Annotated in this window: 25 protein-coding genes and 1 other RNA gene; 16 read left to right on the top strand and 10 right to left on the bottom strand. The window is 65.9% G+C overall.

All coding sequences use genetic code 11. The annotated features are described in order from the left end of the window. Positions 1–71 precede the first annotated feature (71 nt). Positions 72–689 carry a glutathione transferase GstA gene (gstA, locus tag IPV08_RS13910; RefSeq protein WP_207412282.1) on the top strand — a complete coding sequence of 206 codons (618 nt, stop codon included), beginning with the start codon at positions 72–74 and terminating at the stop codon, positions 687–689. Between the two features lie 333 nt (positions 690–1,022). Here gstA and IPV08_RS13905 read toward each other — a convergent pair whose 3' ends face one another. Then, on the bottom strand, positions 1,023–1,757 hold the full coding sequence (locus IPV08_RS13905) for a SprT family zinc-dependent metalloprotease (protein ID WP_207412281.1): 735 nt from the start codon (positions 1,755–1,757) through the stop codon (positions 1,023–1,025). 80 nt (positions 1,758–1,837) lie between these two features. Further along, on the bottom strand, positions 1,838–3,106 hold the full coding sequence (phaZ, locus tag IPV08_RS13900) for a polyhydroxyalkanoate depolymerase (RefSeq protein ID WP_056434310.1): 1,269 nt from the start codon (positions 3,104–3,106) through the stop codon (positions 1,838–1,840). 194 nt (positions 3,107–3,300) lie between these two features. Here phaZ and IPV08_RS13895 point away from each other — a divergent pair, with 194 nt between their 5' ends. The 5 genes from IPV08_RS13895 to purQ all read left to right on the top strand — a co-directional run bounded on the left by IPV08_RS13895 (position 3,301) and on the right by purQ (position 6,754). Further along, positions 3,301–4,686, top strand: a complete 1,386-nt coding sequence (locus IPV08_RS13895; protein WP_056434312.1) for an ActS/PrrB/RegB family redox-sensitive histidine kinase — start codon at positions 3,301–3,303, stop codon at positions 4,684–4,686. A gap of 40 nt (positions 4,687–4,726) precedes the next feature. Continuing rightward, positions 4,727–5,329, top strand: coding sequence for an ActR/PrrA/RegA family redox response regulator transcription factor (locus tag IPV08_RS13890; RefSeq protein ID WP_056434713.1), 603 nt, complete (start codon positions 4,727–4,729; stop codon positions 5,327–5,329). A 114-nt stretch (positions 5,330–5,443) separates the two neighbouring features. Next, on the top strand, positions 5,444–5,683 hold the full coding sequence (locus IPV08_RS13885) for a hypothetical protein (protein WP_056434314.1): 240 nt from the start codon (positions 5,444–5,446) through the stop codon (positions 5,681–5,683). 151 nt (positions 5,684–5,834) lie between these two features. Next, positions 5,835–6,074, top strand: coding sequence for a phosphoribosylformylglycinamidine synthase subunit PurS (purS, locus tag IPV08_RS13880; RefSeq protein WP_207412280.1), 240 nt, complete (start codon positions 5,835–5,837; stop codon positions 6,072–6,074). Continuing rightward, positions 6,074–6,754 carry a phosphoribosylformylglycinamidine synthase subunit PurQ gene (purQ, locus tag IPV08_RS13875; RefSeq protein WP_207412279.1) on the top strand — a complete coding sequence of 227 codons (681 nt, stop codon included), beginning with the start codon at positions 6,074–6,076 and terminating at the stop codon, positions 6,752–6,754. Before purS ends, purQ begins: the two co-directional genes overlap by 1 nt. Positions 6,755–6,903: 149 nt before the next feature. On the opposite strand, the gene IPV08_RS13870 is transcribed toward purQ, so the two are convergent. After that, a complete protein-coding gene (locus tag IPV08_RS13870) occupies positions 6,904–7,449 on the bottom strand; it encodes an adenine phosphoribosyltransferase (protein WP_027170828.1) in 546 nt (181 codons plus the stop codon). A gap of 187 nt (positions 7,450–7,636) precedes the next feature. Between IPV08_RS13870 and IPV08_RS13865 the strand changes: the two genes are divergently transcribed. Beyond that, positions 7,637–7,861, top strand: coding sequence for a hypothetical protein (locus tag IPV08_RS13865; protein WP_056434318.1), 225 nt, complete (start codon positions 7,637–7,639; stop codon positions 7,859–7,861). Beyond that, on the top strand, positions 7,858–8,139 hold the full coding sequence (locus tag IPV08_RS13860) for a type II toxin-antitoxin system RelE/ParE family toxin (protein WP_207412278.1): 282 nt from the start codon (positions 7,858–7,860) through the stop codon (positions 8,137–8,139). Before IPV08_RS13865 ends, IPV08_RS13860 begins: the two co-directional genes overlap by 4 nt. Positions 8,140–8,160: 21 nt before the next feature. Here the strand turns inward: IPV08_RS13860 and IPV08_RS13855 are convergent, their stop codons facing one another. The 7 genes from IPV08_RS13855 to gap form a co-directional block, all read right to left on the bottom strand. Then, entirely contained in the window at positions 8,161–8,955 is a 795-nt protein-coding gene (locus tag IPV08_RS13855) for an inositol monophosphatase family protein (RefSeq protein WP_056434322.1), read from the bottom strand. A 151-nt stretch (positions 8,956–9,106) separates the two neighbouring features. After that, complete coding sequence (locus IPV08_RS13850) at positions 9,107–10,156, bottom strand: SEL1-like repeat protein (RefSeq protein ID WP_207412277.1); 1,050 nt, start codon at positions 10,154–10,156, stop codon at positions 9,107–9,109. Next, positions 10,153–10,812, bottom strand: a complete 660-nt coding sequence (locus IPV08_RS13845; protein WP_207412276.1) for a thiamine phosphate synthase — start codon at positions 10,810–10,812, stop codon at positions 10,153–10,155. The genes IPV08_RS13850 and IPV08_RS13845 overlap by 4 nt, the downstream gene beginning before the upstream one ends. A 119-nt stretch (positions 10,813–10,931) precedes the next feature. After that, positions 10,932–12,002, bottom strand: a complete 1,071-nt coding sequence (fba, locus tag IPV08_RS13840; protein WP_018042049.1) for a class II fructose-bisphosphate aldolase — start codon at positions 12,000–12,002, stop codon at positions 10,932–10,934. A gap of 291 nt (positions 12,003–12,293) precedes the next feature. Continuing rightward, on the bottom strand, positions 12,294–13,496 hold the full coding sequence (locus IPV08_RS13835; RefSeq protein ID WP_207412275.1) for a phosphoglycerate kinase: 1,203 nt from the start codon (positions 13,494–13,496) through the stop codon (positions 12,294–12,296). Positions 13,497–13,525: 29 nt separating this feature from the next. Then, positions 13,526–14,026, bottom strand: coding sequence for a hypothetical protein (locus tag IPV08_RS13830; protein ID WP_207412274.1), 501 nt, complete (start codon positions 14,024–14,026; stop codon positions 13,526–13,528). 85 nt (positions 14,027–14,111) lie between these two features. Beyond that, positions 14,112–15,119 carry a type I glyceraldehyde-3-phosphate dehydrogenase gene (gap, locus tag IPV08_RS13825; RefSeq protein ID WP_207412273.1) on the bottom strand — a complete coding sequence of 336 codons (1,008 nt, stop codon included), beginning with the start codon at positions 15,117–15,119 and terminating at the stop codon, positions 14,112–14,114. 425 nt (positions 15,120–15,544) lie between these two features. On the opposite strand from gap, the gene IPV08_RS13820 reads away from it, so the two are divergent. The 8 genes from IPV08_RS13820 (at position 15,545) to IPV08_RS13780 (ending at position 21,511) form a co-directional block, all read left to right on the top strand. Next, positions 15,545–15,841 carry a DUF4164 domain-containing protein gene (locus IPV08_RS13820; protein WP_056434715.1) on the top strand — a complete coding sequence of 99 codons (297 nt, stop codon included), beginning with the start codon at positions 15,545–15,547 and terminating at the stop codon, positions 15,839–15,841. Positions 15,842–15,872: 31 nt separating this feature from the next. Further along, on the top strand, positions 15,873–16,232 hold the full coding sequence (gene zapA / locus IPV08_RS13815) for a cell division protein ZapA (RefSeq protein ID WP_207412272.1): 360 nt from the start codon (positions 15,873–15,875) through the stop codon (positions 16,230–16,232). 69 nt (positions 16,233–16,301) lie between these two features. Then, a non-coding RNA gene (ssrS, locus tag IPV08_RS13810) (6S RNA) lies at positions 16,302–16,459 on the top strand. Continuing rightward, a complete protein-coding gene (locus IPV08_RS13805; RefSeq protein ID WP_207412271.1) occupies positions 16,449–17,036 on the top strand; it encodes a 5-formyltetrahydrofolate cyclo-ligase in 588 nt (195 codons plus the stop codon). Before ssrS ends, IPV08_RS13805 begins: the two co-directional genes overlap by 11 nt. 9 nt (positions 17,037–17,045) lie before the next feature. Next, positions 17,046–17,867, top strand: coding sequence for a TIGR00282 family metallophosphoesterase (locus tag IPV08_RS13800; RefSeq protein ID WP_207412270.1), 822 nt, complete (start codon positions 17,046–17,048; stop codon positions 17,865–17,867). 129 nt (positions 17,868–17,996) lie between these two features. Further along, on the top strand, positions 17,997–19,019 hold the full coding sequence (locus IPV08_RS13795) for a C1 family peptidase (protein ID WP_207412269.1): 1,023 nt from the start codon (positions 17,997–17,999) through the stop codon (positions 19,017–19,019). 516 nt (positions 19,020–19,535) lie between these two features. Next, the gene (locus tag IPV08_RS13785) at positions 19,536–20,501 is read left to right on the top strand and encodes a MotA/TolQ/ExbB proton channel family protein (protein ID WP_207412267.1); all 966 of its coding nucleotides are present in this window, start codon (positions 19,536–19,538) and stop codon (positions 20,499–20,501) included. Continuing rightward, positions 20,501–21,511, top strand: a complete 1,011-nt coding sequence (locus IPV08_RS13780) for a peptidoglycan -binding protein (protein WP_207412266.1) — start codon at positions 20,501–20,503, stop codon at positions 21,509–21,511. The genes IPV08_RS13785 and IPV08_RS13780 overlap by 1 nt, the downstream gene beginning before the upstream one ends. Positions 21,512–21,958 lie beyond the last annotated feature (447 nt).

Raw genomic sequence — 21,958 nt, 5'->3', positions numbered from 1 at the left:
TCCAATTAATTTCCCTTCACCAGAATCGCTAGTCAATGTCGAGTACGTTCCTCTTCTCGTCGGGCGATCCTATGAAGCTGTTCTTCGCACCCGGCACGTGCTCGTTCTCGCCGCACATCGTATTGCAGGAGTTGAATCTGTCCTACGATCTCGTGCGGGTGGACAATCGCACCAAGCGGACCTCGGAAGGCCGCGACTTCCTCGCCGTCAATCCGAAAGGATATGTCGCTGCGCTCGAACTCGATGATGGGGAGGTGCTAACGGAGGGACCGGCCATCGTTCAGTATCTGGCCGACCTCCGGCCGGAACTAGGTCTCGCGCCGGCGAACGGAACGCTGGAACGGGTCCGTCTGCAGGAATGGCTCAACTTCATCACGAGCGAGATCCACGCGGGTGCTGCGCCCCTGTTCAACCAGACCCTGCCCAAACCTGTACGAAGCACCTTCGAGACACGCCTTTTCAGGCGGCTCGATCTGATCGATGCGACATTGCTCAAGAAGGCATATCTCTTGGGCGACCGCTTTACGGTCGCGGATGCTTACCTCTACACGGTCCTCGGCTGGATGCCGGGCTTTTCGATCGACCTCATGCGTTGGCCGAGGATCGACGACTACCATAGCCGGATCGCGAGGCGACCATCGGTCGTCCGAGCTCATATGCGTGAAGCACAACTGTCGTCCGTTTCTTGATCCAAGCCAACTGTCTCCATGAGATTCCCGTACTCGTGGACCAAACACGGCTTCGTCGAGGACACGCATGGTAGGCGCACGCCCGACGGGATCCGCAATGCCCCGGATGTGCAGTGGGGATGGCATACGTTCGCTTGCGGACAGGTTTCGCGAACGCGCTCATCGGTTTTACGTTCGAAAATCCATGATGCTCCAAAGGTCTCCGCGAGGTGAAGCATCGGCTTGCCAATACGAACCTGCATCCGACGGTGCTTCACTGCCTCGAGACGCATTGGGGGCGGAGGCGGGTGGTACCAGATGCCGGTTCCGGACCGACGGGTGTCCGGTTGCGCCTCAGCCGTAGCGATGGAGGCTGGCGCCGTTGCGCTTGAGCCAGCACTCGGCCTCTTCCACATGCGGGCACAGGGATCCCACCAGGGACCAGAAGCGTGAGGAATGGTTCATCTCGCGCAGGTGGGCCATCTCGTGCGCCACGAGGTAATCGAGCACCAGGGGTGGCGCCAGGATCAGGCGCCATGAGAAGTTCAGCTCGCCGCGCGCGGTGCAGGATCCCCAGCGCGAGCGGGTGTCGCGGACGGTGATCCGTTTCGGCCCCTGCCCGAGCTTTTCCGTATACTGGGAGACCGACCGCGCGAGATCCTTGCGCACCTCCCGTTCGAGAAAATCCCTGACACGGCGCGGCAGGTGGGGAGCTTCGCACGCCACGGAGAGCGCGGGCCCGTCCTCCGCCTCCGTCACCAGCGTTACCCCGCTGCGCTCGCTGCGATGGAGAATGCAATGAGGCACGCCGCGCAGGGGGAGCTCGGCCCCCGCCTCGAACGCCACCCGATCCGGAACCTTGGCGAGCCGCATGGCGATCCAGCCGCCATGGCTCACCGCGAAAGTGCGGGCCACGGCCAGGGAGGTCCGCGCCGGCAAGGTCATCACCACCTCGCCGGTGGCGCTCGAGACGCGCAATGTCAGCCTGCGCGCCGTCGGGCGGCGGCGCAGGACGACACGGAACTTCACGCCCTCGTGGAGGATGTCGATATGGTCGGGATCGGACCCGCGCAGCAGGGCGACTCTCATCGGGTCAGCTTAACGGCAGCCTCCCGCCACCGCCATCTGTGCGTGGTTCACGTCCAGAACTTTCGCGCGCCCCGCCCGCATCACGCCGCCGGGCGTTCTTCGATGGCCGGAAGGGCCTGCATGTCGCGGATGAAGGAAGCGATCCTCGGCGCGATGATGGTGCGATAGCGCGAGCCATTGAACACCCCGTAATGCCCCACGCGTTCCTGCAGGTGATAAGCCTTGCGCTCGGGCGGCAGGTTCGGAGTCAGGTCGAGGGAGGCCTTGGTCTGCCCGACGCCGGAAATATCGTCGTTCTCGCCCTCGATGGCGAGGATCGCGCAGGTCCGGATGGCAGCAAGGTCCACTCGCTCGCCGCGATGGAGCATCTCACCCTTGGGCAGGGCGTGGTCCACGAAGACGGTCTTGACCGTCTGCAGGTAGAACTCGGCCGTGAGATCCATCACCGCTAGATACTCGTCGTAGAATTCTCGATGTTTCTCGGCGGAATCGCCGTCGCCGGTCACGAGATGGTCGAACATCTCGGTATGGGCGTTGACGTGGCGATCGAGGTTCATCGCCATGAAGCCGCCGAGCTGGAAGAAGCCGGGATAGACGCTCCGCAAGGCGCCCGGATACGTTAGCGGCACGATGGTGATGCAGTTGCGCTCGAACCATTCCGTGCCGCGCTCCTGCGCCAGGCCATTGACGGCGGTGGGCGACCGGCGGGTATCGATGGGGCCGCCCATAAGGGTCATTGAGCGCGGCACCGGCGTGATGCCCTGCGCCTCCATCAGTGCCACGGCAGCGAGCACCGGCACCGCCGGCTGACAGACGGCCATGACGTGAAGGTCCGGCCCGAGAGCGACGAAGATCTCCTTCAGGTAGTCGATATACGTGTCGAGATCGAACCGCCCGCTGGTGATCGGCACGAGGCGCGCATCCGTCCAGTCGGTGATGAAGACCTGATGGTTGGGGAGCATCGCCTCCACGGTTCCGCGCAGGAGCGTGGCGTAGTGCCCAGACATCGGCGCTACGATCAGGAGCTTGGGCTGCGGCTCGGAGGGACCGCGCGCGAACGAGCGGTCGAAGGTCAGGACCCGGCAGAACGGCTTTTCCCACACCACCCGTTCGCTCACCGGCACGCTGGCGCCGTCGATCCAGGTTCCGGTGAGGCCGAAGGCCGGCTTGGCATAACGGCGGGTTCCGCGCTCGAACATCTCGCAAGCGGCGGCCATGGACTTCGCGTAGGGCGAGTAGGCGAGCGGGTTGGCGGGATTCTGCAGGCTGTGCTTGACCATGTCCGCGGTGAGACGGGCCGGCGCCGTCATCATCCGCCCGAACTCATACCAGGTGTAGGCCAAGCTCATATCCGCCCCTCCTCGTCGTCCCGCGTCGCGTCGTCCCTCGCGACCGGGCGCGCTAGAGAACGCCGCGCGCCGGGAAACGTTCGGATCGACGCGTGTGCGAGGTGAGACCGCGCGGGGCATGATTGCGCAGGGACAGGTGCAATCGGAGGGCGAGCCATGGATTCCCGCCAGCCGAGCACTATCGTTGAGCAGACATGATCGACATGAGCACCAACGGCTTCGTTCGCGATGCCCGGCATCTCCGTCTCGACACTTTCGTGCGCCTGCGCTGGCTCGCGATCACCGGGCAGAGTGCGGCCGTGGTCGGGGCGCAATTCGGCCTTGGCCTGCCTCTGCCCTTCGGCTGGTGCTTCCTCGTCATCGCGGCGTCGTCCTGGCTGAATCTCGCCCTGCGGATCCGGTTTCCGGCGAGCTACCGTCTCAGCGACGATTCGGCGGCCCTGCTCCTCGCCTTCGACATCATCCAGCTCGCAGCCCTCCTGTTCCTCACCGGCGGCTTGCAGAACCCGTTCTCGCTGCTCTTCCTCGCCCCGGTCCTGATCTCGGCGACGGCCCTTCCGCCGGAACGGACGCTGGCGCTCGGACTCCTCGCGGTGGGTCTCGCCACCATGCTGGCGCTGATCCACCGGCCACTGCCGTGGTTCGCGGACGGGCGGCTCGAACTCCCCTTCCTTTACGTCTCGGGGGTTTGGACGGCGATCCTCCTCGGCACCGCCTTCACCGGCGTCTATGCCTGGAAGGTCGCCGACGAGACGCGGCAGCTCGCACAGGCCCTCGCGGCCACGGAACTCGTGCTGGCGCGGGAACAGCACCTGTCGCAGCTCGACGGGTTGGCGGCGGCGGCCGCGCATGAACTCGGGACGCCACTCGGCACGATCATGCTCGTCACCAAGGAACTCACGCGCCAGCTCGCCCCCACGGCGTCCCCCGCCGTGAAGGACGACCTCAACCTCCTGCGCGATCAGGTGGACCGCTGCCGCGGCATCCTGTCGAAACTGACATCCCTCGATGGCGACGAAGCCGGCATCCTCCAGACCGTCACGCTGAGCCATCTCGTGGAGGAACTGGTGGCGCCCCAGCGCGCCATGGGCATCGCGCTCGACGTCACCAGCCGGGGCGACGGGGTCGAACCGGCCTGCCGGCGTAATCCGGGGGTCCTGTTCGGGCTCGCCAACATCGTCGACAACGCCGTGGACTTCGCCACCAGCCGCGTCGTCATCGAAGCGCGCTGGACCCTCGACAGGGTCTCCCTGGAGATCAGCGACGACGGCCCGGGCTTCTCGAGCGAGATCCTGCTGAGGGCGGGCGAGCCCTATGTCACCACCCGCAGCCCCGACAAAACGCGTGGCGGGAACAGCGTCGGCGCCGGCCTCGGCCTTGGATTGTTCATTGCAAAGACACTGATCGAACGCTCCGGCGCACAGCTTACGCTCTCAAACGTATCCGGGCACCAAGCAACCGGAGCCGTAGTCCGCGTATCCTGGGCGCGCCACATCTTCGAGCGTGACACGATTCCGAGGCGCGGTACCGAAATGAGCGCTCAGGTGCCCCTGACGGAACGCAGTACGGCCCCTATATAAGTTGCTAACAATTCGATCTTGGAAAATGGAGGAGCGTCAGATGCTGACGCAGAGTGGAAGTCCGGCGCCTGCCGCCGATGTGCTGCAGACTTCGGAATCCGATCCGCTGGCGGCTTTTTCCGACCGTTCGCTGCTGATCGTGGATGACGATCGGCCGTTCTCGACCCGCTTGGCGCGGGCGATGGAAGCGCGGGGCTACGACGTACAGGTGGCCGAAAGCGTCGCCGAAGGCGTCTCGCTCGTCGAGAACCGCGCACCCGCATTCGCGGTCATCGACATGCGGCTCGGCGACGGCAACGGCCTCGACGTGATCGCGCGGCTGAAGGAGAAGCGCCCCGAAGCGCGGGGCGTCATCCTGACCGGCTACGGCAACATCGCCACCGCCGTAACGGCGGTGAAACTCGGCGCGTTCGACTATCTCGCCAAGCCGGCCGATGCGGATGAAATTCATGGCACGCTGATGGCCCAGCCGGGCGAGCGGGCCGACCCGCCGGAAAACCCGATGTCGGCCGATCGCGTGCGCTGGGAGCATATCCAGCGCGTCTACGAGTTGTGCGGCCGGAACGTCTCCGAGACCGCCCGCCGGCTCAACATGCATCGGCGCACGCTACAGCGCATCCTCGCCAAGCGCGCGCCGCGCTGATCCAACCCCGACGACGGGCTCGGAGGCGTGATGTTGCGTGGAACCGGACCGGCGCTGTAAAGCACCGGTCTCCCGCCGCAATCGCTGCACCGGGGCCGACGGAGACGTATCCCCGTGAACACGCGCAACCTGATCACGATCGTCAGCATGATGGTGCTGGTGGGCACCGAAGTTTTTGCTGTGGCTATCGCTGCCGGCTGGGCGCTGGCCGGTCTGTTCGATCTCGGCGACACCGTTGGCCATGTGCTGATGGTCCTGTTCAGTTCGATCGCCGCCTGGATCATGCTCCAACTCTGGCGCCGGGCGGTGAGCATCGAACCGATTCGCAACGCCGCGCCCGCGGCACGCCGCTGATCGGGCGATACGCGTCGTATCTCGAACTCGGGTCCGCTCTGCGTCTTGGGCTGGACTGCGCACCACCGCTACGATGGCCCCGCCGCGTTGCATGGTCGGCATTTCCCGACTATCGCCTGACGGGCCGAGCCACAGCATCGAGTCCGAACCCATGAAAGCCCGCATCATCGTCACCCTGAAGACCGGCGTGCTCGACCCTCAGGGCAAGGCGATCGAAGCCGCGCTCTCGTCCTTCGGCATTTCAGGGATCGAAGGTGTCCGCCAGGGCAAGGTGTTCGATGTCGAGATCGCCGACACCGATCCTGCCAGCGCCGAAGCGATTCTGAAGAGCGCCTGCGATAAGCTGCTGGCGAACACGGTCGTCGAGAATTACGAGATCGAGATCGTCTGATGCGCGCCGCGATCGTCGTCTTTCCCGGCTCCAACCGCGACGGTGACGTCGCCCGCGCCCTGCGCCTCGCCGGCGCGGAGGTGGTCAAGGTCTGGCACACCGATACGGCGCTTCCCGCCGGAACCGATCTCGCGGTCCTGCCCGGCGGCTTCTCTTACGGCGACTATCTCCGCTGTGGCGCCATCGCCGGCCGAGCAGCCGCGATGGACGCCGTTCGTGACCACGCCGCGCGCGGCGGACTGGTGCTCGGCATCTGCAACGGATTCCAGATTTTATGCGAATCGGGCCTGCTGCCCGGTGTGCTCATGCGCAACGTCGACCGGCGCTTCATCTGCCATCGCCAGATGCTGCGGGTGGAGCGCGCCGATACCCGCTTCACCTCGGCCTATACCAAGGGACAGGTGATCGACGTCTGCGTGGCGCATGGCGAGGGTAATTACTTCGCGGATCCCGAGACCATCTCCCGGCTCGAAGGCGAAGGCCGCGTGGCCTTCCGTTATGCCGATGCGGCTGGCGAGCTGACCGTGGATGCCAACCGCAATGGCTCGCTGAACTCCATCGCCGGCATCTACAGCGAAAAGCTCAACGTGCTCGGTATGATGCCCCACCCGGAGAACTTCGTCGAAGGTCTCATCGGCGGGGTCGACGGGCGCGGATTGTTCGAAAGCCTCGCGGCTTAGTGCGAGAGCCCCTCTCCCCTTTGCGGGAGAGGGTGCCTGCGAAGCAGGCGGGAGAGGGGAAGACTTCTTCCGAAGATGGCACTTCCCTGATCCGACCCGCCGGCGCGGGCCACCTTCTCCCGCACAGGAGAGAAGGAAGCGTCGCGCACTCAATGCCCGTCGAATTCCATCAGCGTCCGCACCGGAACGTCGAGGTCGCGAAGCTTCTGCGCTCCGCCGATCTCGGGCAGGTCGATGACGAAGCAGGCAGCCACCACCTCGGCGCCGATCTGGCGCAGCAGGTTCACCGCCGCGCAGGCCGTACCGCCGGTGGCGATGAGGTCGTCCACCAGCAGCACCTTGTCGCCCGGCTTGATGGCGTCCACGTGGATTTCCATCTCGTCGGTGCCGTATTCCAGGGCGTAGGCGATGGAGACGGTCTTGTGGGGCAGCTTGCCCTTCTTGCGGATCGGCACGAAGCCCGATGAGAGCTGATGCGCCACCGCGCCGCCGAGGATGAAGCCCCGCGCCTCGATTCCCGCCACCTGATCGATCCGCCCGCCCGCGAAAGGGTGGACGAGCGAATCCACGGCCCGGCGGAATGCACGCGGGTCGCTCAGCAGCGTGGTGATGTCGCGAAAGACGATGCCGGGCTTCGGGTAATCCGGGATCGAGCGGATCGAATCCTTCAGCGCGGAGTGGCGGCGGGCTTCCATTCGAGTGGCTCTCTTCAGCAAATTCTGTCGCGGCTTAGATCAGATGCGGTGCCCCGGGACCAGAGGGGCATACCCGTCCGGTCGCCGATCCCGGCGCCGCATGGCGCCATCGCGGTCAGTGTTCCCGGCCCTCGCCCCCTTCTCGTGGACAGTTGGAACTGACTATGATGCGCCAGCGAGGTGAAACATGACGGATTTACTGGAGAAGGCGGTCGAAGCAGTCCGGCGGATGCCGCCTGCAGATCAGGACACGATTGCACAGGCCATCATCAGCATGACGGAGATCGGCGGCGCGGACGATATCGACCCGGACCATCTCCAAGACGTGCTGGACGCCATGGCGGAGGTCGGCCGCGGTGAATATGCCTCGGCCGAAGAAGTCTCAGCGGCTTTTCGGAGCTTCGAACGGTGAAGCTCCTCGTCTCCGCAACGGCCACGCGGAGGCTGCGAGAGATCGCGGATTATATCCATGAACGGCATCCCGCTGCCGCGCGAAGCGTCGGTAGGGCCATCGAAGATGCGTTCGACCTCGTCGGCCGCTATCCGGAGGTGGGGCGGCGTCTGCCAAAGCGCGTGCGCCGGTTCGCAGTGCCTCGCTTGCCCTATCTTATCTACTACACGGTCGACGAGCGCGCGGACGCGGTCGTCATCCTGACAGTCAGACACGGAGCCCGGCGCCCGAGCACATGACCTAGGCCCGGCTTCGCGCCTTCAGGCGTTGGCGCGACGCAGGATCTTCACGAGGTCGCCGTGCAGGCTCTCGTTGCCGGCGGCCACCGAGCGGGCGGCAAGAGGCTCTGCGCCGCCATCCGCGCTGGTGACGAAGCCACCGGCCTCGCGCACCAGGATGATGCCGGCCGCGATGTCCCAGGTCTGCAGGTCACGCTCCCAGTAAAGGTCCGAGCGACCGCAGGCGACGTAGGCGAGATCGAGAGCAGCCGAGCCGAAGCGGCGGGCGCCGCCGGTCACCGCCATCACGGCCGCGACCTCGCGCAGGAGCTTCGGGTGGTCGCCGCGTCCGAGATAAGGCGAACCATAGGCCACGAGGGCGTCGGCCATGTCCGTCCGGCCGGAGACGCGCAGGCGGCGGTTGTTGAGATAAGCGCCCTTCCCGCGTTCGGCCACGAACAGCTCGTCCTTGGCCGGATCGTAGATGACGCCGGCGACGATCTGGCCCTCGCGTTCGAGACCCACCGAGATCGCGAAATGGGGGATGCCGTGGAGGAAATTGGTGGTGCCATCGAGAGGGTCGACATGCCAGGTGTGGCTCTTGTCCTGCCCTTCGATGTTTCCCGATTCCTCGAGAATCAGGCCATAGCCGGGACGTGCCTTCATCAGGGCGTCGCGCAGGACCTCCTCAGCCTTGCGGTCGGCGGCGGAGACGAAGTTGCCGGGGCCCTTGCGCGAAACCTGGAGGTTCTCGATCTCGCCATAGTCACGCTTGAGGCCGCGGGCGGCCTTGCGGACGGCGTCGACCATGACGGTCATGAGGGGTGAGCTGATCATCGATGCAAAGGTCCGGGTCGATTCAAAGAACGGTCTCGCGCGGCCATAGCATGTTTGCGGCGCGTCTCACCCCTCGCCGATGCGGGGCAGAAGAGAAACGCGCGCAGGCTCTCATGGATGCCGAATTGACACTTGCCCGCGTTGCGCGGGCTTACTCCACCTTCATCCGCGCCTCAGCCAGTCGCTCGGCCCGGCTTCGCTCTTCGGCGGTGAGGCCGGCAAGGGTCTCGTCCAGCTTCGGGTCGGAGCGCCCCTGGGCTGCGGCGGCGAGATTCCAGGCAGCCGCCTCGACAGGGTTCTTCTGGATACCCCGTCCCAGGGCATAGAGGATGGCCACGCGATTCTGCGCGATGGCGTTGCCACGCGACGCGGCGTGGAGGAAGTAGCGGGCCGCGCGGGCCTCGTCCTTCTCGACGCCGATGCCGTTGAACAGCAGGATCGCGAACTCGACCTCGCCGGCGAGATCGCCGTTATCGGCCGCGCGTCGGAACCACTCGGCCGCCTGTTTGGGATCCTTCGGCACCCCCCTCCCCTGGAGGTAGAGCACACCGAGATCGTGCTGGGCAGGGCCGATCTCGCCCTCGGCCGCCTTGCGGAACAAGTCGGCGGCTTTGGCCTCGTCCGGCTCGGTCCCCGTCCCGATCAGGATCAAGGCGAGGTTGTAGGCGGCGGTAGTGTCGCCCTTCAGGGAGGCCTGTTCGAGCCAGCGGCGCCCGGCTTTCGGATCCTTCGTGCCGCCACGGCCATCGATCGACATCAGGCCGAGAGAGGCCATGGCGTGGGTGTCGCCCTGATTGGCGGCGAGGCGATACCATTCGGCCGCCTTCAACGGGTCCTGCTTGACCCCAAGGCCCTGGTTGTAGAGCTCGCCGAGCAGCGTCATCGCCGCGGCGTCCTTGTTGTCGGCGGCGATCCGCTTCGTCGCCTCGCGGAAGGCGGTGGTATATTGCCCGCGCTGGTAAGCGCCGAACGCGATATCCGGCTCCGTCTTCGAGCGGGGTGGCACGGCGCCAGCCGCGCCGATGGAATACGGGGTCGGGAGGTCCCGCAGCTGCCCCTTCAGAGTTTCCTTGGGACGAGGCGTCAGGGATTGCGGCACGGCCGGATCGGTCGGCATCACCTTCGGCGCTTCTGCCAAGGCGGCGGACGACCAAGCCTCGGCCAGGGCGAGAGCGAGGGCGAGCTTGCGAAGCGCCCTCACGTATCAGCCTCCGAAGCTGCGACCTGTGCCTGGATGGCGCGGATATCAGCCCCTTCTCCCATCCACAGATGGCTCTCGAGCCCGAGGAATTCCGCTCCCGTCGCCAGCAGCCCCTCCACCTGTGCGAGGTCATGGGCAACGGCGATGCACGGTGTCTCGAAGATCTCGACCCACCATTGCGCGCGCTCACGCACGGTATCGGCATCGGGCGCGATTCCGTCCGAGTAGATCCCGCCGAACATCACGTAATCGACACCGGCCTCGCCGGCCTCCATCGCCGCGTGCTTCTGCTCATGCCCACCGGCTCCGAGAATGCGACCGTCGCTGAGGCGCTCGCGCAGATCCTGCAGGGCACCGTCGCGCGCCTTGTCGAGATGAACGCCGTCCGCCCCGCCCCGCGCGGCCACGCTGACGACATCGCCGGCGAAGTCGGAGACCGTGATGACCAGGGCGGCGCCGGTCGACTGCGCCGCCGGAGCGAGCCGCTTGACGAGGTTCACGAGGCTGCGCTCGTCGGCCGGAGCGAGCCGCAGGAGCACCGCCGCCACGTCCCCCGCCGCACAGGCGGCGGTCAGCGCTTCGGCGAGGGCATCGGCCCGGTCGGAATCCACCCGATGGGGAGACAGCAGGGCGAGGCGGGTGCGGGGTTCGGCCATTCTTCTCGTCCTAACAGCATCATCCCGAGACGCGGGCTCCGCGTCTCGGGGACAGGCGATGCGAGATCACCGCGTCACGGCGTGGTTCCGGATGCGATCCGAAAGCATGAAACAGGGACTCAGGCGGCGCCGATCTTCGGGTCGAGCGAGCCGTTGGCATAACGCTTGGCCATCTCGGAGACCGAGATCGGGCGGATCTTCGAACCCTGGCCGGCGGTGCCGAACTCCTCGAAACGCTGGCGACAGAGCTTCGTCATCGCGTCCATGGCGGGCTTCAGATACTTGCGCGGGTCGAACTCGGCCGGGTTCTCGGTGAGCACTTTCCGGATCTGACCGGTCATGGCCATGCGGTTGTCGGTGTCGATGTTGATCTTGCGCACGCCGTGCTTGATGCCGCGCTGGATCTCGGCCACCGGCACGCCCCAGGTCGGCTTCATCTGGCCGCCATAGGAATTGATGATGTCCTGCAGGTCCTGCGGCACCGAGGAGGAGCCGTGCATGACGAGGTGGGTCGTCGGCAGGCGGCGGTGGATCTCCTCAATCACGTTCATGGCCAGCACGTCGCCATCGGGCTGGCGGGTGAACTTATAGGCACCGTGGCTCGTGCCCATGGCGACGGCGAGCGCGTCGACCTTGGTGGCGGTGACGAACTTCACCGCCTCTTCCGGGTCGGTGAGGAGCTGGTCGTGGCTCAGCACGCCCTCGGCGCCATGACCGTCCTCGGCCTCACCCTGGCCACTCTCCAGCGAACCGAGCACGCCGAGTTCGCCTTCCACCGAGACGCCGGCCCAATGCGCCATGCGGGTGACGTTGCCGGTGATCTCGACGTTGTAGGCGTAGTCGGCGGGGGTCTTGCCGTCGGCCTTCAGGGAGCCGTCCATCATCACCGAAGTGAAACCGTACTGGATCGCGGTGGCGCAGGTGGCTTCGTTGTTGCCGTGGTCGAGATGCATGCAGACGGGGATGTGGGGGTAGATCTCCACGAGGCCGTCGATGAGCTTGGCGAGCACCACGTCGTTGGCATAGGCGCGCGCACCCTTGCTCGCCTGCAGGATCACCGGCGAATCGGTGGCATCCGCCGCCGCCATGATGGCGAGGCCCTGCTCCATGTTGTTCAAATTGAAGGCCGGCACGCCGTATTCGTATTCGGCGGCGTGATCCAGGAGCTGCCTCAGGGTGATGCGTGCCATTGGTCTCTCCTCAAACGATGGGGCCGACGCGATAGGCCGCCATCCACTGAAATATGCCTGCCTTGTCGGACCTTACCGGGTCCGTCGCAACTCCATCCCGAAGCCTTCGGCGACAGAACGCTGTGTCGTCATCCCAAATTCCCACCCCAAACACCTCATCCTCAGGTGCCGAAGCGGAGCGAAGGCCTCGAAGGAGCCTTCCAGTTCGCCCGGAGGATGCCGGAACCCTCCTTCGAGCCCCGCTGCCGCGGCCGCCTCAGCGCGAGGTGATGGGACCTGGGATGGAACCGGTCACCCCTTGACGCGCAGGGCCTCGACGCCGGGCAGGACCTTGCCTTCCAGCCATTCGAGGAACGCGCCACCGGCGGTAGATACGTAGGAGAAATCGTCGGCAACGCCGGCATGGTTGAGGGCGGCCACCGTGTCGCCGCCGCCCGCCACCGAGACGAGCTTGCCAGCCTTGGTGCGTTCGGCCGCGTGGCGCGCCGCCGCCACCGTCGCGGCGTCGAAGGGGGTCAGCTCGAAGGCGCCGAGAGGGCCGTTCCAGACCAGGGTCGCAGCCTCGTCGATGGCAGCATAGATCTCGGCGACCGAGGCCGGGCCGGCATCGAGGATCATGCCGGTCTCCGACACGGCGTCGACACCCACGGTCTCATGCGCCGCGTTGGCTTTGAACTCGGCCGCGACCACCGCGTCGACGGGCAGGATGATGCGGCACTTGGCGGCTGCAGCAGCGTCGAGGATGCGGAGCGCCGTCTCGGCGAGATCCTTTTCACACAAGGACTTGCCGACGGCTTTCCCTTGGGCGTGCAGGAAGGTGTTGGCCATGCCGCCGCCGATGACGAGCATGTCCACCTTGGCGACGAGGTTCTGCAGGAGATCGATCTTCGACGACACCTTGGCGCCGCCGACCAAGGCGATGACCGGCCGTGTCGGCGACTCGAGCCCCTTGGTCAGGGCGTCGAGTTCCGCCTGCATCAGCCGGCCGGCATAGGCCGGCAGTACATGGGCGAGGCCCTCGGTCGAGGCATGGGCGCGATGCGCGGCCGAGAAGGCCTCGTTGACGAAGACGTCGCCGTTGGCAGCGAGCGCCGCCACGAAACCGGCCTCGTTCTTCTCTTCGCCGGTGTGGAAGCGGGTGTTCTCCAGGAGGAGGACGTCGCCATCCTTCAGTGCCGACACGGCCGAGGACGCCGTCTCCCCGATGCAATCCTCCGCGAAGGCGACCGGGCGGCCGAGATGCTGGGATAGCGCGGAGACCACCTGCTTCAGCGAATCGGCCACCACCGGCTTGCCCTTGGGGCGACCGAAATGCGCCAGGAGCACCACGCGCCCGCCGCCATCGGCAATCTCCCGGATCGTCGGGACGATCCTTTCGATGCGGGTCGCGTCGGTGACGCGCTCCCCCTCCATCGGCACGTTCAGGTCGACGCGGAGCAGTACGCGCTTGCCCTGAAGAGAGCCGGCATCGTCGAGGGTGCGGAAAACGGTCATCCTGGCCTTCAATGTCGTTGAGGAAACTATCAGCGCGGAGGGAGAAGCCCGTCGAGATGGAAGCGCTGTGCGGCGATGGTCAGCGCCACGGTGAGCACGGCCGTGATGACCGCAGTCAGCACCAGCGCGCCGGAACCGGGCAGCCGGCGGGTCCTGTCGGCGACGGCGCGGACTTCGCTTCGCAGGGCGGCCAGATCGGATTGGCGCGCCGCCTCGCTCATGCGAGTGGTCGCACCTTCGATCTTCTCCTCCACGCGGGAGAGCAGAGCCTCGGAGCGGGCGTACTTGTCCTCGATCCGCGCGCACTTGTCCTCGATCCGCGCGAGTTGATCGCTGCCGGGCGAGGAGGACACAGGCTCGGCCTTGCCGACGACGGCAGGTGGCGTCGCCTTATGGTTGGCGATGGCCTGGGTCTCGGGCACGATACCGGTCGACGGGGGCGGATTATTCTCGAGGGGTTTGTTCTCGAGCGGCTTGGCGCCCGGGATGAAGGTGTTTCCGGTGGACGGGGTCGGCGAAGGCTCGGTCATTTCAGACGCACCGTTGCTGGTCGATCACAGGATATCGTTGGCGAGGCTTGTCGGGCGGCCCGAAGGCCGCCCCGGAGCGCCGCTCTCAGAGCAGCTTGCCCATCGCCACGGCCGTGTCGGCCATGCGGTTCGAGAAGCCCCACTCGTTGTCGTACCAGGACAGGATACGCACGAACGTGCCGTCCATCACCTTGGTCTGGTCGAGGTGGAAGGTGGACGAGTGAGGATCGTGGTTGAAGTCGATCGAGACGTTGGGCTGGTCGGTATAGGCCAGCACGCCCTTCAACGGACCATCGGCTGCGGCGCGGATCGCGTTGTTGATCTCCTCGACGGAGGTATGGCGCTTGGCGGTGAACACGAGGTCGACGGCCGAGACGTTGGGGGTCGGCACGCGGATCGAGGTTCCGTCGAGCTTGCCCTTCAGCTCCGGCAGGACGAGGCCGACGGCCTTGGCGGCCCCCGTGGAAGTCGGGATCATCGACAGCGCGGCGGCACGGGCCCGGTACAGGTCCTTGTGCATCTGGTCGAGGGAGGGCTGATCGTTGGTGTAGGAATGGATCGTCGTCATGAAGCCGCGCTCGATCCCGACGAGATCGTTGAGCACCTTGGCCACAGGCACGAGACAGTTAGTGGTGCAGGAGGCGTTCGAGATGACGAGGTGGTCGGCTGTCAGCTTGTCGTGGTTGACGCCGTAGACCACGGTCAGGTCGGCACCGTCAGCGGGGGCCGAGACGATGACGCGCTTGGCGCCAGCATCGAGATGGGCCTTGGCCTTGTCCTTCGAGGTGAAGATGCCGGTGCATTCGAGGGCGATGTCGACGCCGAGCTCGCGGTGCGGCAGCTCGGCCGGGTTGCGCACGGCCGTGACCTTGATGCGCTGACCGTCGACGACGATGAACTCGCCATCCACTTCGACCTTGGCGTTGAAACGGCCGTGGATGGAGTCGAAGCGCAGCAGGTGGGCATTGGTCTCGACGGGGCCGAGATCGTTGATCGCGACGACTTCGATATCCTTGCGGCCGGCCTCGTGGATGGCGCGCAGGATGTTGCGGCCGATGCGTCCGAACCCGTTGATGGCAACCTTCACCGACACGGCGTGAATCCTTCTATGTACCGGGCGCCGACCTCGCGGAACCCGTAAGCAGCAAGAGCGAGACAGCGGGCCGGAGGGGCGGAGCCGCCATTCGGCGTCGCTGTGTCATGTGCACCGTTGAACGTCAGATGAACCGCATCGCCCGTCCTCGACCCCTCATGCGCCCATGAATGGACCGATGCGGGAACGAGTGTTGAACGGGTCACGGGCTCGAATTCCCAATCTCACGGTCGGTTCGAGGAGCGCGCGGTCTCTAACATGAGGGAAACCGCTGGCAAAGGTTTTGCCTGATCGATTCGTTCTCCTTCCCCGCATATGATGGCAAAGCAGCGATTTCGCGCGCGTATCAGTAGCGATTTGGCTACAAATCCGATTTTCCGAAACAAGTGGACGGGCAGATCTATGACCCGGCGGAAGGTACAACGATGATCCCGACGCCCGAGCGGCCGAACGTCGACCACGCCCTTGCCCGGCTGGAGACGGCCCTGACCCGGCTGGAAGCGTCGGTGACCCACCGCCTCGAAGCCGAGCGCGAGCCCGGCGACCTGGAGACGGAACTCGCGATCATGGCGGAGGACCGGGCGCGCCTTGCGGCGGAGCTCGACGCTGCCAGCGCCCGCCTCGCCACGGTGGAGGCGACGACCAGCGATGTCGGCCACCGCCTCGGCCGGGCGATCGAAGCGGTGGAGGGCGTGCTGGCCCATCCCCGCGCCGCGCGTTAAACCCGCCTCTCTCACACCAACCCTATCGGACATGCCTCAGATTAGCGTCACCATCGACGGCAAGAGCTACCGGATGGCCTGCGCCGAAGGCGAAGAGGCGCATCTCTCGGCGCTGGCCGCGGAACTCGACACCCGCGTGACCGGGATGCGGAAATTCTTCGGCGAGATCGGCGACATGCGTCTTCACGTCATGGCCGCCCTGACTCAGGCGGACGAATTGGCGGAACTGAAGCGCCGTCTCGCAGACCTCGAGACAGAGACGGCGGCCCTCCGGGACCGCGTCGAGAGTGCGGATTCCCTCCGTGCCGAAGAGGAGGCTCGCATCGCGGACGGGCTCGGCCGTGCGGCGGACCGGATCGAGCGTCTGGCTCACGCGCTGGCGGCGGGATGAGGGCCTCCGGCGCATGATTGCGCGCGCTCCCCCCTGGCGCCCACGGCCGGCCGACGCTACATGGGTGATGCGGTGCTGCGGGGTTCGTCAGGAGTACTTTTCCCCGGGGCCTTATCGACTCCCCAGGGAGCTGTCCCTGGCCCTGTCCCTGGACTTGGCCAACACGGCGCCCACCTACACTGTAGGTTTCCCGGGATCGCAACTCCAACGGCTCACGTGGCTCCGCACTCTGATTTCCCCGCCCTGAAGGCCGCCCTTCGCAAGGATGCCCTCGCCCGCCGCGATGGCCTCGCCCCCGAGACCCGCCGGGTCGACGGATTACGGATCGCCGAGAGCGTGATGCAGGTCGAGCCCCTCGCCCAGGCTCCCATCGTCGGTGCCTTCTGGGCGATCCGCAGCGAAGTCGATCCCCTCCCTCTCATCGGGATGCTGTTCGCGCGCGGCCAGCGAGTCGCCCTGCCGAAGGTGACGCCGGAAGGCCTCGTCTTCCGCGAATGGCGCGCCGGTGAGGCGCTGGTTCCGGGTTCCTTCGGTCTCAGCGAACCGCGCGACGACCTGCCCCCCCTCGATCCCACCGCCCTCATCGTTCCGCTCGCCGCCTTCGACCGGCGCGGGCACCGCATCGGCTACGGACGCGGCTATTACGATCAGGCCATCGATCGGCTCTCCCGCAACGGCCCCGTCCTGACGATCGGCATCGCCTTTTCCGTGCAGGAGGTGGAGTACGTGCCCTCCGAGCCGCACGACCAACCCCTCGACCACCTCATTACGGAAGCGGGACCGGTCCCGCTCGTCCGGGACTGACAGCGACGCATGCGACTTCTCTTCCTCGGCGATGTGGTGGGCCGCCCCGGCCGCAATGCGGTGATGGACCGGCTGCCAAAGCTGCGTGAGCGCTGGCGCCTCGATTGTGTGGTCATCAACGGCGAGAACGCGGCCGGCGGCTTCGGCATCACCGAGGCGATCTGCGACGAACTCCTCCAGGCGGGCGCCGATGCGGTGACGCTGGGCAACCATTCCTTCGACCAGCGCGAAGCCCTCGTCTTCATCCAGCGGCAAACGCGGCTCGTCCGCCCGGCGAACTATCCGCCGGGCACACCGGGACGCGGCGCCACCGTGGTGGAGACGCGGGGCGGCGCCCGCGTCCTCGTTCTCAACGTCATGGGCCGCATCTACATGGATGCGCTGGACGATCCCTTCGCCTCCGCCGAGCGCGAACTCTCCGCCTGCCCCCTCGGCGAGGTGGCGGACGCCGTCATCGTCGATGTCCATGCCGAGGCCACCAGCGAGAAGCAGGCTTTCGGCCACTTCCTCGATGGCCGCGCCAGCCTCGTCGTCGGCACCCATACACACACGCCCACCGCCGACCACCGCATTCTCCCCGGCGGCACCGCCTACCTGTCGGATGCCGGCATGTGCGGCGATTACGATTCGATTCTCGGCATGCAGAAGGACGAGCCCCTGAGGCGCTTCCTGCAGAAGACCCCCGGCGCGCGCCTGGAAGCGGCGCAGGGTAAGGGCACATTATGCGGGATCGCCGTCGAGACCGACAATGCCACGGGGCTCGCCACCATGGTCTCGGCAGTACGCCTCGGGCCTCATCTGGAAGAAACCTGGCCTCGCGCCTGGGATTAAGCCACGCGCGCAGGCGCAACTCGACCCCGCTGATAGCGCCTGCCCCTGAAAGACAACCTTGACTACCACCTCACCCCCAATCACAACTTAGAGGAGAGATTCGTTGGATCTCCCCTGGAGGTTGTAGACTTGGCCGAACCCGATTTTTTCCGCATCAATGCAGCGATCCAGCGGGCAGGTGCCCAGTGGGATTCGGGTCCCACAGCTCTCAGCGAATACTACGACGCAAGTGGCCCGGCGACCGAACGGTTCGGCCTGTCCTTCGATCCAGAGCGCGCGAAGCAAGACGTCCTCGAAACGAGAAATGCCGAATCGGCGCTGTTCAAAGTTGTCGCCCCTCCCCCGGCGCATCTCGACTGGCGGAACGCAAGCGGGAAGAATTACGTCACGCCCATTAGGGACCAGTCGCACTGCGGCTCCTGCGTCGCCTTCGCGACATGCGCCTCCGTCGAGAGCCGAATGCTGATTGGAACCGGTCGTCCCGACGGTGCCATTGATCTGTCCGAAGCACACTTATTCTATTGCGGCGCGCCGAACTCCTGTGGCGTGGGATGGTTCTACACCAAGGCCCTGGCCTTCGCGAAGAAGCCCGGGATCGGTCTGGAAGTCGATTTTCCCTACGTGGCGGGCGACCAGCCGTGCCGCAACATTCGACCCGTGGTGACCGTCCCGCGCTATCAGACAGCGGCATCTCAGATCGCTCGCAAGCAAGCGCTGCAGAAGGGACCTGTCATCGGAGGTTTCCGCGTCTACCAGGATTTCTACACCTACCGCAGCGGCATCTATACCCATGTCACCGGCGACTTCCTCGGATGGCATGCCGTCTGCGTCATCGGTTACGATGACATTCACCAATGCTGGATCGCGAAGAACAGCTGGGGAACTGGCTGGGGCGAACAGGGATTCTTCCGTATTGGTTTTGGTGAATGCGGCATCGATTCCGAAGTGCTATTCTACGATCCGGAGATTGCTCTTCTCAAAACTGACATTCTGGCATCGCCCCCCCTCGGCGCCGTTCGAAAGTCTCCGCATGAAGACCGGGGGATGAGGCCTCCGGCTCGACCGAAGGACTTGTCTGTGGGCGCGCCGGTACGCGATAAAGGATCGTACTGGAGTGAACCTCAATGGAGCTTGAGCGTCGCGGCCCCATAAAGGCCTGTTCTGGCGAGACGATCGAGGTAACTGCTCCGGGCGAAGGAATCGGGGGGTTCCTCTGGTATGCCGAGGTCGCACACCAAGCCGCCACGGTCGTGAGCGAGGCCCTGGGTCCGGCGGCTGAAGGCGTCGGGGCTACGCGAGAAAAGGTCTTTCGCGTTCGCCTGGAGCGGCCCGGGGACACGACTGTCCGCCTCGTCCAGAAACGTCCCTGGGATTCGACCCCGTACCGCATCATCGAGGTACCGATTCGGTGTGCGTAGCAGCCGGCCTTCCGACCGGTATGGACCATGGGACGCCCGTCGCGATCCGCCATGATCGCCCCCGCGTGCCGCACACGCTATTCCGTGCATAGACGCCGTTTGATCGATCCGAGGAAGTCGTGCCGCTTGATCGCAGACGGCTATGCATCGAATGTGTGTCCACTTCAGCTCGAGCGTACGCGCAGTGCTTTCCGTTTCCGCAGCTCGACGCATGGTCTGAGACCGGCGTCCTCAGAGTCCCAGACAACCCATGGCGACCCGCTCCGCGACTGCCCCCCTGAGCCGCCCGGGCATCTACTTGGTCCGGATGCTGGTCTTCCTGACCCTCGTCGGGTTCCTTGCCTTCGTCTTGTTCCGGCAGATCACGCCGGCTTTCCTGGCCAATGCCGGGTTGAACGGGCTGATCCTCGGCGTCCTCCTCATCGCCATTCTGCTCGCCTTCGGCCAGGTGATCCGCCTCTTCCGCGAGGTCGCCTACGTCAACGCGGTCGCAGCCGGTGAGGGGTCGGCCAAGCCGCCCTCGCTGCTGGCGCCGCTCTCCCCGGCGATCCTGGCGCGCCGTGAGGGGACGACTCAGGCCGGCGTCCGTTCCTATCTCGACACCGTGGCCGCCCGCCTCGACGAGGGCCGCGAGATCCTGCGCTACGTCGCCGGGCTTCTCATCCTGCTCGGACTGCTCGGCACATTCTGGGGGCTCATCGACACGCTGGGCGCGGTGGGCGGCGTGATCCAGAGCATGCGCGGCGGCGGCGAAGCCAGCGCGATGTTCGACGAATTGAAGAGCGGCCTCGCCAAACCGCTTTCCGGCATCGGCCTCGCCTTCTCGGCCTCGCTGTTCGGCCTCGCGAGCTCGCTCATCACCGGCTTCCTCGACCTGCAGGCAGGCCAGGCTCACGCCCGCTTCCACAACGAGCTGGAGGATTGGCTGGTCTCCGGCGAGGAGCAGGCCGCGGTGGCGCGTCCCGTGGCGGCGCAAGAGCCGGCCTCGGCCCGCGAACTCACCGAGGCGGTGGACAGGCTGTCGGCCATCATCTCGGAGGGCGCCAACGGCCGCGTGGCGACTCAGGCGATGACCAACCTCGCCGAGGGTATCCAGGGTCTCGTCCAGCACATGCGGGCCGAGCAGCAGATGATCCGCGACTGGGTCGAGGCGCAGGCGACGCGGGAACGTGAACTGAAGCAGGTGCTCGACCGGCTCGGCCGCGAGAAGGCCTGATGGCTTCGCTGCGCACGCGCCGGGACCGGAGCCTCAACGTCTGGCCCGGCTATGTGGACGCCCTGGCGACGCTGTTGCTCGCCGTCGTCTTCCTGCTGACGATCTTCGTCGTCGGACAGTTCTTCCTGTCCCAGGAGATCACCGGCCGCGATTCGGTGCTGAACCGGCTCAACCGGCAGATCGCGGATCTCACAGATCTTCTCGCCCTGGAACGCTCCAATCGGCGGGCGCAGGAGGAGAAGGCCTCGAACCTGCGCACGACGCTTCTCGGCACCGAGGCCGAGCGCGACAAGCTGAAGGAACAGGCGGGCGCTGCTAGCAGTGACGGCCGCCAGGGCGAAGTCGACAAGCAGCTGGTGGCCGAACGTGCCACCAATGCGCGCGCCGCATCGCAGATCGATCTCCTCAACCAACAGATCGGCGCCATGCGCCGCCAGCTTGCCGCCCTTGAGGACGCGCTCGCCGCGAGCGAGAGCCGAGACCGCGAGAGCCAGGCCCGCATCGCCGATCTCGGCAGCCGGCTGAACGTGGCGCTCGCCCAGAAGGTGCAGGAACTCGCACGCTATCGCTCGGACTTCTTCGGCCGCCTGCGCCAGATTCTCGGCAACCGCAGCGATATCCGCGTGGTCGGCGACCGTTTCGTCCTGCAATCTGAGGTGCTGTTCCCGGCGGGCTCGGCGAGCCTGAAGGCCGAGGCGGCGCCCGAACTCGACCGGATCGCCACGGCCATCCTCGATCTGTCGAAGCAGATCCCGGCGGACATTCCCTGGGTCCTGCGTATCGACGGGCATACCGATGCCCGTCCCATCGCCAGTTCGCAATTCCCGTCGAACTGGTCGCTTTCGGCGGCCCGCGCCATCGCCGTAGTGCAGTACATGGCCGGCAGGGGCATCCCGCCCCAGCGCCTGCTCGCTGCTGCCTTCGGCGAGTTCCAGCCCATCGAGGCCGGGACCAGCGACGACGTCTACGCCCGCAACCGCCGCATCGAGCTGAAGCTCACCGAACGTTAAGGCGGGCCCCCTACCGCAAAGGTGCCAGTGCCACCGCCCAGACGACGAACGCGCCGGAGAGCAACCCGAAGGCCATGAATTCCACCGCGCCGGTCAGGATCATCCGCTTGAGCATTGTGATCGCCTCTCGTTGACGCGGCGATCTTTGTTCTTGTTTTGTTCTGTGTAAAGCGGGCATTTCGTTTGCGTCGCGATGTGGTTAGCACACCGTTAACGTACGGACAGGGCGCGGCGCCTAACCCCATGCGCCCGGCCTCGAGGGTTTCCTCCGCCTGCCGAAATGCTCCCCTCACACCGGGCGGGGGATCCTCACGATCGTCCGCCAGGCTTCGTGCGAGAGGAGACAAATAGTCCTCCCCGCGCAACCCGTTCGATTCTAAAGCACTTGAAAGGACGATCGGGCCGAAGAACCGCGGACAACACTCCATTCTTGGCCATTTTCGCTAT

Origin of the sequence: Methylobacterium sp. SD274, from assembly GCF_017355285.1 — a bacterium.
GTDB lineage: Bacteria > Pseudomonadota > Alphaproteobacteria > Rhizobiales > Beijerinckiaceae > Methylobacterium.
This window is presented reverse-complemented; position numbering and strand designations above follow the sequence as displayed.

Coding starts and splice junctions, on each gene's coding strand:
- gstA (WP_207412282.1), top strand. CDS start 72: ATGAAGCTGTTCTTCGCACCCGGCACGTGCTCGTTCTCGCCGCACATC.
- IPV08_RS13905 (WP_207412281.1), bottom strand. CDS start 1,757: ATGAGAGTCGCCCTGCTGCGCGGGTCCGATCCCGACCATATCGACATC.
- phaZ (WP_056434310.1), bottom strand. CDS start 3,106: ATGAGCTTGGCCTACACCTGGTATGAGTTCGGGCGGATGATGACGGCG.
- IPV08_RS13895 (WP_056434312.1), top strand. CDS start 3,301: ATGATCGACATGAGCACCAACGGCTTCGTTCGCGATGCCCGGCATCTC.
- IPV08_RS13890 (WP_056434713.1), top strand. CDS start 4,727: ATGCTGACGCAGAGTGGAAGTCCGGCGCCTGCCGCCGATGTGCTGCAG.
- purS (WP_207412280.1), top strand. CDS start 5,835: ATGAAAGCCCGCATCATCGTCACCCTGAAGACCGGCGTGCTCGACCCT.
- purQ (WP_207412279.1), top strand. CDS start 6,074: ATGCGCGCCGCGATCGTCGTCTTTCCCGGCTCCAACCGCGACGGTGAC.
- IPV08_RS13870 (WP_027170828.1), bottom strand. CDS start 7,449: ATGGAAGCCCGCCGCCACTCCGCGCTGAAGGATTCGATCCGCTCGATC.
- IPV08_RS13865 (WP_056434318.1), top strand. CDS start 7,637: ATGACGGATTTACTGGAGAAGGCGGTCGAAGCAGTCCGGCGGATGCCG.
- IPV08_RS13855 (WP_056434322.1), bottom strand. CDS start 8,955: ATGATCAGCTCACCCCTCATGACCGTCATGGTCGACGCCGTCCGCAAG.
- IPV08_RS13845 (WP_207412276.1), bottom strand. CDS start 10,812: ATGGCCGAACCCCGCACCCGCCTCGCCCTGCTGTCTCCCCATCGGGTG.
- fba (WP_018042049.1), bottom strand. CDS start 12,002: ATGGCACGCATCACCCTGAGGCAGCTCCTGGATCACGCCGCCGAATAC.
- IPV08_RS13835 (WP_207412275.1), bottom strand. CDS start 13,496: ATGACCGTTTTCCGCACCCTCGACGATGCCGGCTCTCTTCAGGGCAAG.
- IPV08_RS13830 (WP_207412274.1), bottom strand. CDS start 14,026: ATGACCGAGCCTTCGCCGACCCCGTCCACCGGAAACACCTTCATCCCG.
- IPV08_RS13820 (WP_056434715.1), top strand. CDS start 15,545: ATGATCCCGACGCCCGAGCGGCCGAACGTCGACCACGCCCTTGCCCGG.
- zapA (WP_207412272.1), top strand. CDS start 15,873: ATGCCTCAGATTAGCGTCACCATCGACGGCAAGAGCTACCGGATGGCC.
- IPV08_RS13800 (WP_207412270.1), top strand. CDS start 17,046: ATGCGACTTCTCTTCCTCGGCGATGTGGTGGGCCGCCCCGGCCGCAAT.
- IPV08_RS13785 (WP_207412267.1), top strand. CDS start 19,536: ATGGCGACCCGCTCCGCGACTGCCCCCCTGAGCCGCCCGGGCATCTAC.
- IPV08_RS13780 (WP_207412266.1), top strand. CDS start 20,501: ATGGCTTCGCTGCGCACGCGCCGGGACCGGAGCCTCAACGTCTGGCCC.